This window comes from Bradyrhizobium sp. PSBB068 (assembly GCA_016839165.1).
Lineage (GTDB): Bacteria > Pseudomonadota > Alphaproteobacteria > Rhizobiales > Xanthobacteraceae > Bradyrhizobium.
The window spans coordinates 7386805-7400243 of sequence record CP069300.1; the positions used below are offsets into that span (position 1 = coordinate 7386805).

At 66.6% G+C, this 13439-nt stretch carries 10 protein-coding genes; 2 read left to right on the forward strand and 8 right to left on the reverse strand.

Annotated elements, in window-relative coordinates:
* Positions 1-18 precede the first annotated feature (18 nt).
* A complete protein-coding gene (locus tag JQ507_34275; protein QRI69842.1) occupies positions 19-1446 on the forward strand; it encodes a serine hydrolase in 1428 nt (475 codons plus the stop codon).
* Positions 1447-1578: 132 nt separating this feature from the next.
* Here JQ507_34275 and JQ507_34280 read toward each other — a convergent pair whose 3' ends face one another.
* Positions 1579-2949, reverse strand: a complete 1371-nt coding sequence (locus JQ507_34280; protein QRI69843.1) for an MmgE/PrpD family protein — start codon at positions 2947-2949, stop codon at positions 1579-1581.
* Between the two features lie 133 nt (positions 2950-3082).
* On the opposite strand from JQ507_34280, the gene JQ507_34285 reads away from it, so the two are divergent.
* Complete coding sequence (locus JQ507_34285) at positions 3083-4222, forward strand: FUSC family protein (GenBank protein ID QRI69844.1); 1140 nt, start codon at positions 3083-3085, stop codon at positions 4220-4222.
* A gap of 7 nt (positions 4223-4229) precedes the next feature.
* Here JQ507_34285 and JQ507_34290 read toward each other — a convergent pair whose 3' ends face one another.
* From JQ507_34290 to JQ507_34320, 7 genes are all read right to left on the reverse strand, one after another.
* A complete protein-coding gene (locus JQ507_34290) occupies positions 4230-4886 on the reverse strand; it encodes a DsbA family protein (GenBank protein QRI69845.1) in 657 nt (218 codons plus the stop codon).
* Between the two features lie 3 nt (positions 4887-4889).
* Positions 4890-5363, reverse strand: coding sequence for a DUF2867 domain-containing protein (locus tag JQ507_34295; GenBank protein QRI69846.1), 474 nt, complete (start codon positions 5361-5363; stop codon positions 4890-4892).
* Positions 5360-6757, reverse strand: a complete 1398-nt coding sequence (locus JQ507_34300) for an MATE family efflux transporter (GenBank protein ID QRI69847.1) — start codon at positions 6755-6757, stop codon at positions 5360-5362. The genes JQ507_34295 and JQ507_34300 overlap by 4 nt, the downstream gene beginning before the upstream one ends.
* 150 nt (positions 6758-6907) lie before the next feature.
* Positions 6908-8200 (reverse strand): UDP-N-acetylglucosamine 1-carboxyvinyltransferase, encoded by a 1293-nt coding sequence (gene murA, locus JQ507_34305; protein QRI69848.1) that lies wholly within the window; start codon positions 8198-8200, stop codon positions 6908-6910.
* Positions 8201-8420: 220 nt separating this feature from the next.
* A complete protein-coding gene (gene gyrB / locus JQ507_34310) occupies positions 8421-10856 on the reverse strand; it encodes a DNA topoisomerase (ATP-hydrolyzing) subunit B (GenBank protein ID QRI69849.1) in 2436 nt (811 codons plus the stop codon).
* Between the two features lie 229 nt (positions 10857-11085).
* A complete protein-coding gene (recF, locus tag JQ507_34315; protein ID QRI69850.1) occupies positions 11086-12222 on the reverse strand; it encodes a DNA replication/repair protein RecF in 1137 nt (378 codons plus the stop codon).
* Between the two features lie 74 nt (positions 12223-12296).
* On the reverse strand, positions 12297-13415 hold the full coding sequence (locus JQ507_34320) for a DNA polymerase III subunit beta (GenBank protein QRI69851.1): 1119 nt from the start codon (positions 13413-13415) through the stop codon (positions 12297-12299).
* Positions 13416-13439: the final 24 nt, after the last annotated feature.

The window sequence follows — 13439 nt, forward strand, 5'->3', positions numbered from 1 at the left end:
ACATGCCGGAGGACCCCCGTGACCCGTCGCAAGCTCACTCTCATCCTCGCTGCCAGCACCGCCCTCGGCGCGCTGGGCTGGTCCGCCGTCCGCGCCCGCGACGTACCCAAAGTGGCAACCGGATTTCTCGCCAACACCCTCTGCTCCGAAACCTTCGTCAGTGGCCTCGATCCAAGGCGTGATTTGGCCGAGACCACCGAGGCGATGCCGGGGGTGGGCCTGATCACCTGGGCGATGGATTACCAGGTCGACCGCCAGCGCAAGGACGTCTCGGTGACGCTGTTCGGGCTCGGCCGCAGCCATGCGGTCTATCGCGAGGGGCTCGGCTGCACGCTCGACCATGACGCGGCGCTGGCCGACGTCGCGCTGCCGCCGGTGCAGCCGCAGGCCGCGTTGCTGCCCGAAATCGCCGGCCCCGGCATCGTCGCGCCGCAGAGCCCGCAGCTCGCCGCCGCGCTCGATCGCGCCTTCGCCGAACCGGCCGAGCCGCCGTTCCGCCACACCCGCGCGGTCGTGGTGATGAAGGACGGCCGCATCGTCGCCGAGCGTTACGCCGACGGCATCGGCACCGAGACGCCGCTGCTCGGCTTCTCCGCGACCAAATCGGTGATCTCGGCCCTGATCGGAATCCTGGTGCGCGACGGCAAATTGACGGTCGATCGGCCCGTCCCGATCGCGGCCTGGCAGGATCCGCATGATCCGAGACACGCGATCACGGTCGATCAACTGCTGCGCCACACCGCGGGGCTTGCGCTCGGCAGCTCGCTGCAGGCTTCGCTGATGTCCGCGCTCGAGCCGGTCAACCGGATGAAATACGTGGAATCGGATATGGCCAGCTATGCCGAGAGCATTCCGCTCGAGACACCACCGGGCGCGGCGTGGAATTATCACGACGGCAATTACGTCATCCTCGCACAGCTGATCCGCAACGCGACGGGCGGCCATGCCGCCGACGTGATGCGGTTCGCGCATCGCGAATTGTTCGATCCGCTCGGCATGCGCAACGTGGTGCTGGAGTTCGATGCGGCGGGCACGCCGAAAGGATCGGGCGAAATGCTGGCGAGTGCGCGCGACTGGGCGAGGTTCGGCCAGCTCTATCTCGATGACGGCGTGGCTGGCGGCAAGCGCATCCTGCCCGAAGGCTGGGTGAAATATGCGGCATCGCCGACGCCGCACGCCTGGGTCGGCTATGGCGCCGGCTTCTGGACCAATCTCGGCGACAGCTACGGCGCCCGCTATCGCGTCGACCACGGCTGGCCGCGCGATGCGTTCCTCGCCAAGGGCACGATCGGGCAGTATGTCATTGTCGTGCCGTCGCAGCGGCTCGTGATCGTCCGGCTCGGCCGCTCGCCGAACATGCCGCTCGAAGCGGACGGGGTGTTCGATCTGGTCCGCGATGTGGTGACGGCGACGTCACACCAGGCGAAGCTTGCGAGAGGAAATTGAGCGGGAGGCGTCAGCCGCAGGCGTACAACATCCTGCCTTCCGTGATGCCAGGACAATCCGAATCTCATCCTTGTCATTCCCGGGTTCGTGCTTCGCACGCCCCGGAATGACAAGGAGGAAGTGTCGTCCCGCCTATTGCCGTCCCAGCTGCGTCGCCTGCTCCACGCGGTCGAACCGCTCCAGGGTCATGATCGCGTCGGCGAGCTGGTCGGCGCGCTTGTCGAGCACCGGGCGGGCCAAGGTCAAAAACTTCTGCTGCATCGCCTGCGCGTTGGGGAACGAGGTCGGCTCGCCGGAGGGGTCGGCGTAGAGGCGCTCATGGGTGCCGTCATCGGTCGTGATCGAGACGCGGGCGCCGAACGGATGGGTACGGCCGACTTCGAGGCGGTCGTCCTGCACCACGTCGAACTTGTCGGCGAGCGCGTCGATCGCCTTGTCGCCGAGCCGGTCGTAATCGTCCCAGCCGAAATGGCCCTGGTCGAGCGCGATCGCGCCGGTGAAGAACATCGAGAACTGGCCGCCGACCACCGAGGTCGGGTGGCGCTTGGTGGCGGCGTCGCCGGTCAGGGTGATGCCGTTGCGGTGCAGGCCGATCTCGACCTTCCTGATCTGGTCCGGGGTCAGATTGTGCTCGCGACGCATCGCGATCAGCGCGTCGATCGCAGCGTGAGTATAGCGGCAGCTCGGATAGGGCTTCACGCCGATCTTCAATGTCTCGTAGGTGGTGCCGAGGCCGGCCACCGCCTTGTCCGGATGCGGGTCATTGGTATAGCCGACCAGAAGTCCATGCTTGCCCTCGACCGAGTCGCTCGAACCGATGAAGTCGTTGCGCGCAAGGGTCGCCGCAATCACGCCGTTCATTGCGGCGGCGCCGACCTGGTAGCGCTTGTTCCAGGCGCCGTTGACCAGGAATTGCAGCGAGCCCGCGGCCTGGCTGCCGGAGACGCCGAACGCGGAGATGATCTGTTCCTTCGACAGACCGAACAGCTTGGCTGCGGCCGCGGCGGCGCCATAGGTGCCGGCAGTCGCGGTCGGGTGGAAGCCGCGCGCGTAATGCGAGGTCGGGTCGAGCGCGTTGCCGAGCCGGCAGCACACTTCATAGCCGGCGACGATCGCGGTCAGCACGTCGCGGCCGGAGGCGCCGACCATCTCGCCGACCGCGAACGCGGCGGGCACCACCGGGGCGCTCGGATGCAGCGAGGAATCGGCATGGGTGTCGTCGAAATCGAGCGAATGTCCGAGCGCGCCGTTGAGCAGCGCCGCCACCGCCGGCGTCCAGGTCTTGCTGTCGCCGAACACGGTGGCCTCGCCCTTGCCGTCGAGCGCCAGCGCTTCCAGCATCTTCATCAGCGAGGGCGTCGATTCCGCATCGCGACGGGCGCGGATGGTGCTGCCGAGGAAATCCAGCGTCAGGACCTTGGCGCGCTCCAGCACCTCCGGCGGGATGTCGGAAAATTTCAGGTCGGCGACATAGGCGGCGAGCGTTGCGGTTTCGTGAGCCATCGTGTTTCCTCAATCTTTGCGGCGCAGGGTAGGCGGGCGGGTTTGGCCTTTCAAGCCACCTTGCCGCCGCGGGCAGCAGCCATGTTCGACGTCCTTTAACACAGGCCATTCCATTGATTCCGGATCACGGTGCATGAGGACCTTCGCAAAACGCATGTTCGACCAGCTCTGGAGCCGCAAGACGCAACTGGCGCTGGCGGTCCGGATCGCGTCCGCCGGCGTGGCGGCCTATGCCATCGCGCTGGCGCTGCACCTCATGCTGCCGCTCTGGGCGGTGCTGACCTCGCTGATCGTGACGCAAATGAGCGTCGGCCGCTCCCTGAAGGCGACCCGCGACTACATGCTCGGCACCATCGGCGGCGCCATCTATGGCGGCGCGATCGCGGTCTTGATCCCGCATTCCGGCGAGGGCAGTTTGCTGGCGCTGCTGGTGCTGGCGATCGTGCCGCTGGCCTTCATCGCCGCGCTCAATCCGAGCCTGAACTCGGCGACGGTGACGGCGGTGATCGTACTGCTGCTGCCGACGATGCATCACTCCAACCCGCTGGACTCCGCGATCGACCGAGTCCTCGAAGTCACGGTCGGCGCGCTCACCGGCCTCGTGATCTCGTTCCTTGTGCTGCCGTCGCGCGCGGTCAGCCAGATCAGGGTCAATGCGTCGAAGCTGCTGGAACTGCTCTCGGCGGCGTTCGCCGAATTGCTCGCCGGCCTGACCCGCGGTCTCGACAACGATGCGCTGCACCGGATCCAGGACGGCATCGGCACGGCGGTGACCAACCTGCACGCCACGGGCATGGAAGCCGAGCGCGAGCGCTCGATGCACCTGTCGTCGGGGCCGGATACGGGTCCGTTGCTGCGGACCATCCAGCGGCTGCGGCATGACGTCGTCATGATCGGGCGGGCCTCGGTCGTGCCGCTGCCGGCGGAAATCCAGACCAGGCTGGCGCGGCCGCTCGCCGACGTCAGCAAGGCGATCGTCACCTATATGATGTCGGTCGCGACGGCGCTGCGTGCCGGCAGCGGCCCGGCCGATATGGCGCCGGTCGATGCGGCGCTGCAGGCCTATAGCGCGGAGGTCGCCGCGGTGCGCAGCGAAGGCCTGACGCGGGGCCTCCCGGTCGATGCCATGGAGCGGTTCTTCGCGCTTGGCTTCTCACTCGACCAGATGCGGCAGAACCTGAACGACCTCAAGCGCTGTCACGGAAATTGGTGCACGAACGAAGAGGCTTCCGAGAAGATCGTGGCCGAAACATCCGAGAAGAGCGTGGCGTGACCTCCGTCTATGCCTTGCGGCGCGTCAGGCCCTTGCTCTCCATGCGCCAGATCAGCAGGTCGATGCGATCCTGACCGAAGAACGGTTCGTTCTCGAACACGAAGGTTGGCACGCCCCAATGGCCGGACGCGGCATGCGCGTCCTCGTTGCCCTTGATGACCGCTTCATAGTGATCGGGATCGGCCGCGACGGCGACATCCATCGCGGCGAGATCGAAGCCGGCGGCAGCCGCCGCCTGCGCCAGATGATCGCCCTCGTTCCAGCCCTGCACCGAGCCGTCCCACAGCACGCGGCTGATCGCGGCGGTGAAGGCCAGCGACCGTCCCTCAAGTTGGGCGGCGGCGCCGAGCCGGGTCAGGCGGTGGATGTAGGGCTGGTGTTCGGCGACGTCGAGCGTCGTCATGTCCTGGACGATCGGGTCCGGACGCGGAAAGCGGAACGGTATGTTCTCATGTTTGGCGACGCGGCTGGAATCGAGCACGACATAGCGGGCGAATTGCGGATTGGTCTTCTTGAAGAAGCCGGGCACGCGCACCGCGAGCGGATAGACTGGCCGCAAAGTAACCGCGACATCGAAGTCGGCGACCATGTTCAACGTCTTCGGCAGCGCGAGGTAGCTGTAGGGACTGCGGAACGAGAAGAACAGGTCGACCCGCAGGGTCATGCGCTAGCCCCCGGCCTTGCGCAGCATCGCCGGCACGATCAGGCGGTGGAACGGCATGATCACTGCGAGATAGGTGCGACCGAGCCAGTTGTGGGTCAGCACCAGCGTGGTGGCGGTGATGTTGCGCGCGGCGCCGGTGCTGGTGACGTCGACCACCAGGCGGAAGTCGAGATGCTTGTCGTTGAAGCCGGCGACCAGCCGCTCGGGCGTCTCGCTGAGTACGGGGAATAGCCCGATCATGTCGCGCCCCACGCCGTCGCCGGCGCCCGAGGTCTTCAGGCCGAGCGGCGTGACCAGAACGTTTCGCAAGGCAATCAACCATCTGGCCCAGCGCGGCTGCTGGCCCAACATCGTCTCGGTGGCGTGCCGCGCATCGAGATCCGGTTGCGTGGTCGCGATCCGGAACGCGTCGATGAATTGCGCGCCGGTTAGCAGCGCGTCGGAATCCACGTTCGGCGTGACCTCGTCAACCTTCATCTGCCCAGTCTGCGTGCCAGCAGGCGGAAACGCAAGATCAGCAGGGTCGCATAAACGGCAGTGCCGAGCGACAATCCGATCCAGACGCCGGGGGCCTGGAGCCCGGCCCAGAAGGCGAGCGCGGATGCCGACGCGAAGCCGATCAGCCAGTAGCTGATGACGGCGAACAGCAGCGGCACCTGGGTGTCGTGCATGCCGCGCAGCGCGCCGGCGCTGGTGGTCTGGACGCCGTCGGCGATGAAGAACGTCGCGCCGATCAGCAGCAGCATCGCAGTGAGCCGTGCGGTGGCGTCGGAGGCCTCGCCGAGGAACAGCGCCGCGATCTCGAAGCGTGCCAGGATCACCGCCAGCGTCATCACACTCATGAAGACGCCGGAGAGCGCGACCGCGACAAAGCCGGCGCGCTGCACCGCCTCGGTGTCGCGGCGGCCGACCGCCTGGCCTACTCGCACGGTGGCCGCCATACTGACGCCGAACGGCACCATGAACAGGATCGCCGCGATCTGCAGGGCGATCTGGTGTGCCGCGAGTGCCGTGGTGCTGATCAGCCCCATCAAGAGGCCGGCCGCGCCGAACAGGCCGTATTCCAGCAGGAAGGCGATCGAAATCGGCGCGCCGATCGCGACGAGCTTGCCCATCAAGGGCCAGTCGATGCGCCAGACGCGGCTGAACACATGATACTTGCGGAACGGGCGGCGCCGCGCCGCGAACCACACGCCGGCAAGGAAGGTGCCGAGATTGACGATCGTGGTCGCCAGCCCGGCGCCGAACATGCCGAGTTCGGGCATGCCCCATTTGCCATAGAGCAGAAGATAGACCATCAACGCGTTGGCCGGGATCGCCGCCAGCGTGATCCACAGCACCGGCTCCGGCCGGTTCACCGCGCTCATGAAGCCGCGGATCGCGATGAACCACAGCGCCGGCAAAATGCCCCAGCCGAGCCCGAACAGATATTGCTGGGCCAGATGCGCGGTAGCCTGGGTCTGGCCGAGCGCGAGCAGGATGCGTTCGCCCTGGAACGGCAGCGCCATCAGCGGCAGCACCATGAAGAAGCCGGCCCACAGGCCGACGCGGAGCGCGCGCCGCATCACGCGCGGATCGCGTGCGCCGAACGCCTGCGCGGCCAGCGGCGAGACCGCGGACATCATGCCCATGCCGATGGTGAAGCTGACGAAATACACGGTATGCGCCAGCGCCGCTGCGGCGATGCTCTCGCTGCCGAGTCGGCCGATGAAGGCGAGGTCGGTCGTCATCATCGCGATCTGGCCGAGCTGCGTCAGCGCAAGCGGCACCGCGAGCTTCAGCGTTTCCGCGAGCTCGGCCGTGAGCAGCTTGCGAGAGGGGACGACGGCCGCGCGCGACGCGGCCGGGTCGATCTTGTCGATGCAGGTCATGACCGCACGTCTAGCACGGCAAACCGGCCGGAGGGATGGCCAAGCTGCCCAAACGCGACGATCTTACGCAGAGATCGTCGCGTCCCAGGTTGCTGTTTGAGCATGATCCGACCGGAAGACCGCCTCACACTTTTCCGGATCATGCCCGGATCACGATCGCGCGGGAATCCGCTTGATCTTGGCGCCGAGTGCGTTGAGCCGTTCGTCGATCCGCTCATAGCCGCGCTCGATCTGGTCGGCGTTGTTGATGGTTGAGGTGCCGTTGGCGCACACCGCGGCCAGCAGCATCGCCATGCCGGCGCGGATGTCGGGCGAATTCATCGGTGCGCCGCGCAGCCGGCTTGGACCGGCGACGATCGCACGGTGCGGGTCGCACAACACGATGCGGCCGCCCATCGCGATCAGGTTGTCGACGAAGAACATCCGGGACTCGAACATCTTCTCGTGCATCAGGATGACGCCGTCGCACTGCGTCGCGGTGACGATCGCGATCGACATCAGGTCGGCGGGGAAGGCCGGCCAGGGCTGGTCCTCGAGCTTCGGCACGTGGCCGCCGAAATCGTCGTGGATCTTCATGGTCTGGTTCGACGGCACGACGAGATCGTCGCCCTCGACGCCGCAGACGATGCCGAGCCGCTCAAAGCCCATCCGGATCGAGCGCAGATGCTCGACGCCGGCGCGTGCGATGCGCAGCGGCGAACGCGTCACCGCGGCGAGCCCGATCAGCGATCCGACCTCGATATGGTCGGGCTGGATTGCGAAAGTCGTACTCCCGAGCGTCGCCTGGCCGTGCACGATGATGGTGTTGGTGCCGACGCCTTCAATCTTGGCACCGAGCGCGATCAGGAAATTCGCGAGGTCCTGCACATGCGGCTCGGAGGCCGCGTTGCGCAGATGGGTGATGCCGCGGGCGGCGACGGCGGCGACCAGCGCATTCTCCGTCGCGGTGACGCTGGGTTCGTCGAGGAACACGTCGGCGCCCTTCAGCTTCGAGGCGCGGAATTCGAGCCGGTGCGTCGCGGTGACCGTGGCGCCGAGCTGCTCGAAGGCCAGGAAGTGCGTGTCGAGCCGGCGGCGACCGATCACGTCCCCGCCGGGTGGCGGCAGCGCGACCTCGCCGCAGCGGGCGAGCAGCGGGCCCGCGAGCAGGATCGAGGCGCGGATCCGCGCGCACAGCGCCGGGTCGAGGTCGGCGGCGCGGATCTCCTTGGCATGGATCTGCAGCGTGTTGCGCTCGGTCCATTCGGCGCTGGCGCCGACCGAACGGCACAGCTCGACCAGCGTCTCGGTGTCGCGAATGCGCGGCACGTTGGTCAGCGTGACCGGATGCTCCGTCAGCAGGGCCGCTGCGATGATCGGCAGCGCGGAGTTCTTGTTGCCCGATGGCTCGATGGTGCCCGAAAGGCGGCGGCCGCCTTCGACGATGTATTGAATCGGCGCCACGCGGAATGTCCCCTAACGCATCATCCAGACTTGGATTCAAGCTTGCCCGTGTGAAATTCCGCAATGGAATCAAAGGCTGTTCGGCACCGTAACACAATTCCCGGCTCAGCATCCACCCGAAAGGTAGCTGTGCGAGGGTGCCGATCGCGTTGTCACGGAGACGTCATTCCCGCCGAGCCATCGTGTCGGAGAGCGCGGCGGCCTGAGAGCGAACGAGCCCTCAGATATCGATGGTGGCGCTGAGCGAGTTTTCCTGGATGAAGTCGCGGCGCGGTTCGACCACGTCGCCCATCAGCTTGGTGAAGATATCGTCGGCCTCGTCGACCTCCTTGACCTTCACCTGCAGCAGCGAGCGGGCCTCGGTGTCCAGCGTGGTCTCCCACAACTGCTCCGGGTTCATCTCGCCGAGACCTTTGTAGCGCTGCAGCGAGATGCCCTTGCGGGCGGCGTCGGTCACGGCCTCGAACAGGTCGACCGGACCATGGATCATCTGCTCGGCATCCTTGCGCCGCAGCTTGCCCGCGCGCACGTAGATCTCTTGCAGCTTGGTCGCGTATTCATCGAGCTTGCGTGCGTCGGCCGAGCCGAGGAACGCGTCGTCGATCACGGCCACTTCCTTGACGCCGCGCACGGTGCGCTCGAACTGGAAGCCGTGGCCTTCCGTGAAGGTGCCGACCCAGCCGCGCTCGACCTCGTCGGCCACCGCGTCGAGCCGCTTGGCGATGTATTCCGCCGCCGCGTTGGCGGTCGCGATCTCGCTGGTGATCCTGGGGCTGAGCACGCCCGCGATCGCCGCCTGCTCGATCACCGCGCGATTGTAACGGCTGTGCAGGTTGCGCAGCACCGAGCGGATGATCCGGGCGTCCTCGACCAGCGACAGCAGATCGCGGCCCGAGCGGTCGTCTCCGGAGGCCGGCTTGAACACGCATTCATCGAGCCCGGTCGAGATCAGATAGTCCTCGAGCGCGCGCTCGTCCTTCAGATACTGCTCGGACTTGCCGCGCGAGACCTTATAGAGCGGCGGCTGGGCGATATAGAGATAGCCGCCATCGATGATCGAGCGCATCTGACGATAGAAGAAGGTCAGCAGAAGCGTGCGGATATGGGCGCCGTCGACGTCGGCGTCGGTCATCACGATGATCTTGTGGTAGCGCAGCTTGTCGACCGAGAAATCGTCGCTGATGCCGGTGCCGAGCGCGGTGATCAGGGTGCCGATCTGCTCCGACGACAGCATCTTGTCGGGGCGCACGCGCTCGACATTGAGGATCTTGCCGCGCAGCGGCAGCACCGCCTGGAATTCGCGGTTGCGGCCCTGCTTGGCGCTGCCGCCTGCCGAGTCACCCTCGACGATGAACAGTTCGGACTTGGCCGGATCCTTTTCCTGGCAGTCGGCGAGCTTGCCGGGCAGCGAGGAGACGCTGAGCGGGTTCTTGCGGGTCAGCTCGCGCGCCTTGCGCGCAGCCTCGCGGGCTGCGGCGGCCTGGATCACCTTGCCGACGATCTCCTTGGCTTCCTTCGGATTCTCCTCAAACCAGGCGGCGAGCGCCTCGTTGAGGACGTTCTCGACCACGGGTCGAACCTCCGAGGAGACCAGCTTGTCCTTGGTCTGCGACGAGAATTTCGGATCGGGCACCTTCACCGACAGCACCGCGGTGAGGCCTTCGCGGCAGTCGTCACCGGTCAGCGCGATCTTTTCCTTCTTCGCATTGGCCTCGGCGTAGCCGTTGACCTGGCGCGTCAGCGCGCCGCGGAAGCCGGCCAGATGGGTGCCGCCGTCGCGCTGCGGGATGTTGTTGGTGAAGCACAGCACGTTCTCGTGGTAGCTGTCGTTCCACCACAGCGCGGCCTCGACGCCGATGCCGTTGGCTTCCGATCGCACCATGATCGGCGCCGGCACGATCGCCTTCTTGTTGCGGTCGAGATATTTGACGAATTCCTCGACACCGCCGGAATAGTGCATCTCCTCGCGCTTCTCGACCGCGTGGCGCATGTCTGACAGCACGATGTGGACGCCGGAATTGAGGAAGGCGAGCTCGCGCAGCCGGTGCTCGAGCGTCGCGAAATCATATTCGACGTTCTTGAAGGTCTCGGTCGAGGCGAGGAAGGTGACCTCGGTGCCGCGTTTGCCCGGCGCATCGCCGACCACCTTGAGCGGCGCCACGGCATCGCCGTGCGCGAATTCGATGTAGTGCTCCTTGTCGTCGCGCCAGATCCGCAAGCCGAGCTTGCTGGACAGCGCGTTGACGACGGAGACGCCGACGCCGTGCAGGCCGCCGGAGACCTTGTAGGAATTCTGGTCGAACTTTCCGCCGGCATGGAGCTGGGTCATGATGACCTCGGCCGCCGAGACGCCTTCGCCCTTGTGGATGTCGACCGGGATGCCGCGGCCGTCGTCGAACACGGTGACGGAATTGTCGGCGTTGAGGGTGACCAGCACGCGGCTCGCATGGCCCGCCAGCGCCTCGTCGATCGCGTTGTCGACGACCTCATAGACCATGTGGTGCAGGCCGGACCCGTCGTCGGTGTCGCCGATATACATGCCGGGCCGCTTGCGGACGGCGTCGAGGCCCTTCAGCACCCGGATCGATTCCGCGCCATATTCGGCCGGAATGGGATGCTCGGATTCGGCAGGGGTCTGCCGCGCAGGTTCAGTCATGTGAGGCCTTCGAGGATGTCCCGAATCAGCTGCGCATGATGAGGCGCTGATTCCGCTATTTGTGCCATGAAAGAGGTGTTGCGCCTAGCGCAAAGTCTCCGTCTGCAAACTATTGAATAGATGGGATTTTTTCGGCCTGTTTCAAGGTCTCCGAGGGCCGATTCCGGCAGTCTTGAAAAGCCCGATTCGAAGGCGGATTCGAAGCCTCTTCGGAGCCTGCTCCACGACCTCAGCCGCGCCGTGTGGCGCGGCCGGATTCGACGTCGAAAATCTCCCCCGTCGGGCCGATATCGACGAAGGCTGCGGGATCTGCGCCGGTCATCCAGACTTGCGCGCCGAGCCTGGCGAGCTCGTCGAACAGCGCCCGGCGCCTGCCGGGATCGAGATGGGCGACCACCTCGTCGAGCAGCAGCAGCGGCACGATGCCGGTCATCTCCGCGACCATCGTGGCATGCGCCAGCACCAGCCCGATCAGAAGCGCCTTCTGCTCGCCGGTCGAGGCGTCGCGCGCCGGCATGTTCTTCGGCGCGTAGACCACCTGCAGATCGGTCAGATGCGGGCCGTCGAGCGTGCGTCCGGCGGCGGCGTCGCGCGGCCGGCTGGTGCGCAGGGTCTCGCGGTAGCGGTCTTCCACGGCCGTTGCGGGTTCCTGCAGCAGCGCATTCTCCATCCAGCCATCGAGCATGATCTCGGCGGAGGGGAAGGCCGACGCCGCGCCGCGCTCGCGCAGCATCATCGCGAGTCTGGCCGCGGTCTGGCCGCGCGATGCGGCGACCGCGACCGCGAGCTCCGCGGTCTCGCGCTCGATCGCGTCGCACCAATGGTCGTCATAGTTGCGCACCTCGAGCAGCCGATTCCGCGAGCGCAGCGAGCGCTCCAGCGCCGAGACACGGCTGGAATGGTCGGAATCGATCGCCAGCACGAGGCGGTCGAAGAAGCGTCGCCGCTCGGACGCCGCGCCCATGAACAGGCCGTCCATCGCCGGCGTCAGCCACACCATGCGCAGATGGTCGCCGAACGCGGTCGCGGAACCCACCGGCTCGCGATCGATGCGGCAGCGTCGCGTGTTGCTCGCCTCGCCGGTCGGTGGATCGATGCCGGTGCCGAGCGTCGCGAGCCCAAGCGCGCCCTCGACCTCCGCGGAGACCGCCCAGGAGCCGTCGCCCTGATTGTCGGCGATGTCCTCCAGCGTCGCGCGGCGCAGGCCGCGGCCCGGCGACAGGAACGAGACCGCCTCCATGCAATTGGTCTTGCCGGCGCCGTTCGGTCCGACCAGCACCACCATGTCGCCTGCGACTTGCAGCGTCGCCGTCCGGTAGTTCCGGAAATGCGTCAGCGACAGGCGATGAATGCGGGACGGGGTCATCTCAGCTCGTCATTGCCGGGCAGTCGTGCCCAGCCACGACGCAATCTAGTGCCGATGCGCGCGAAGAGAAGTGCTTACACCCGCATCGGCATCAGCACGTAGAGCGCGCCCTTGCTGTCCTTGTCCTGCACCAGGGTCGGCGAGCCAGGGTCGGCGAGCTTCAGCACCGCGACCTCGCCCTCGATCTGGGCGGCGATGTCGAGCAGATAGCGCGAGTTGAAGCCGATATCGAGCGCATCGGAGGCGTACTCGACCTCAAGCTCCTCGGTGGCGCTGCCGGAATCCGGATTGGTAACCGAGAGCACCAGCTTGCCCGCGGACAGCGCGAGCTTCACCGCGCGGCCGCGTTCGCTGGAAATGGTCGAGACGCGGTCGACGGCGGCCTCGAAATCCTTCTTGTCGACCACCAGTTCCTTGTCGTTGTTCTGCGGAATGACGCGGCCGTAGTCCGGGAAGGTGCCGTCGATCAGCTTCGAGGTCAGCACCACATTGCCGAGGGTGAAGCGGATCTTGCCGTCCGACAGCTCGATCGAGATCTCGGCGTCGTCGCCCTCGATCAGCCGCTGCACCTCACCGACCGTCTTGCGCGGCACGATCACGCCGGGCATGCCGGCTGCGCCGCTGGGTAGCGGAAGGTCGATCTGGGCCAGGCGGTGGCCATCGGTCGCGACGCCGCGCAGGGTTGCGGCCTTGGCGCTGCCCGCGGCGTGCAGATAGATGCCGTTCAGGTAGTAACGGGTCTCTTCGGTCGAGATCGCGAACTGGGTGCGGTCGATCAGGCGCTTGAAGTCGGACGCCGGCAGCGAGAACGAATGCGTCATGTCGCCGGCGGCAAGGCCGGGGAAATCGCTCTCCGGCAGGGTCTGCAGCGTGAAGCGCGAGCGGCCGGCGCGCACCGCGAGCACCGAGCGGTCGCCGTCAGCCTCCAGCACGATCTGCGAGCCGTCGGGCAGCTTGCGGACGATGTCGTAGAACATGTGCGCGGGTACGGTGGTCGAGCCGGCGGTTCCGGTTTCGGCCGCCAGGGTCTCGGTCACCTCGAGGTCGAGGTCGGTCGCCTTCAGCGACAATTTGGCGCCCTCGGCGCGGATCAACACGTTGCCGAGGATCGGGATGGTGTTGCGGCGCTCGACCACGCGATGAACGTGACCCAGCGATTTCAGGAGTTGCGCGCGCTCGACGGTGACCTTCATTGCAATACCCGCCAGATCCCTCAG

Coding starts and splice junctions, on each gene's coding strand:
- recF (QRI69850.1), bottom strand. CDS start 12,222: ATGACCCCGTCCCGCATTCATCGCCTGTCGCTGACGCATTTCCGGAAC.
- JQ507_34295 (QRI69846.1), bottom strand. CDS start 5,363: ATGAAGGTTGACGAGGTCACGCCGAACGTGGATTCCGACGCGCTGCTA.
- JQ507_34320 (QRI69851.1), bottom strand. CDS start 13,415: ATGAAGGTCACCGTCGAGCGCGCGCAACTCCTGAAATCGCTGGGTCAC.
- JQ507_34290 (QRI69845.1), bottom strand. CDS start 4,886: ATGACCCTGCGGGTCGACCTGTTCTTCTCGTTCCGCAGTCCCTACAGC.
- JQ507_34300 (QRI69847.1), bottom strand. CDS start 6,757: ATGACCTGCATCGACAAGATCGACCCGGCCGCGTCGCGCGCGGCCGTC.
- JQ507_34285 (QRI69844.1), top strand. CDS start 3,083: ATGAGGACCTTCGCAAAACGCATGTTCGACCAGCTCTGGAGCCGCAAG.
- gyrB (QRI69849.1), bottom strand. CDS start 10,856: ATGACTGAACCTGCGCGGCAGACCCCTGCCGAATCCGAGCATCCCATT.
- JQ507_34280 (QRI69843.1), bottom strand. CDS start 2,949: ATGGCTCACGAAACCGCAACGCTCGCCGCCTATGTCGCCGACCTGAAA.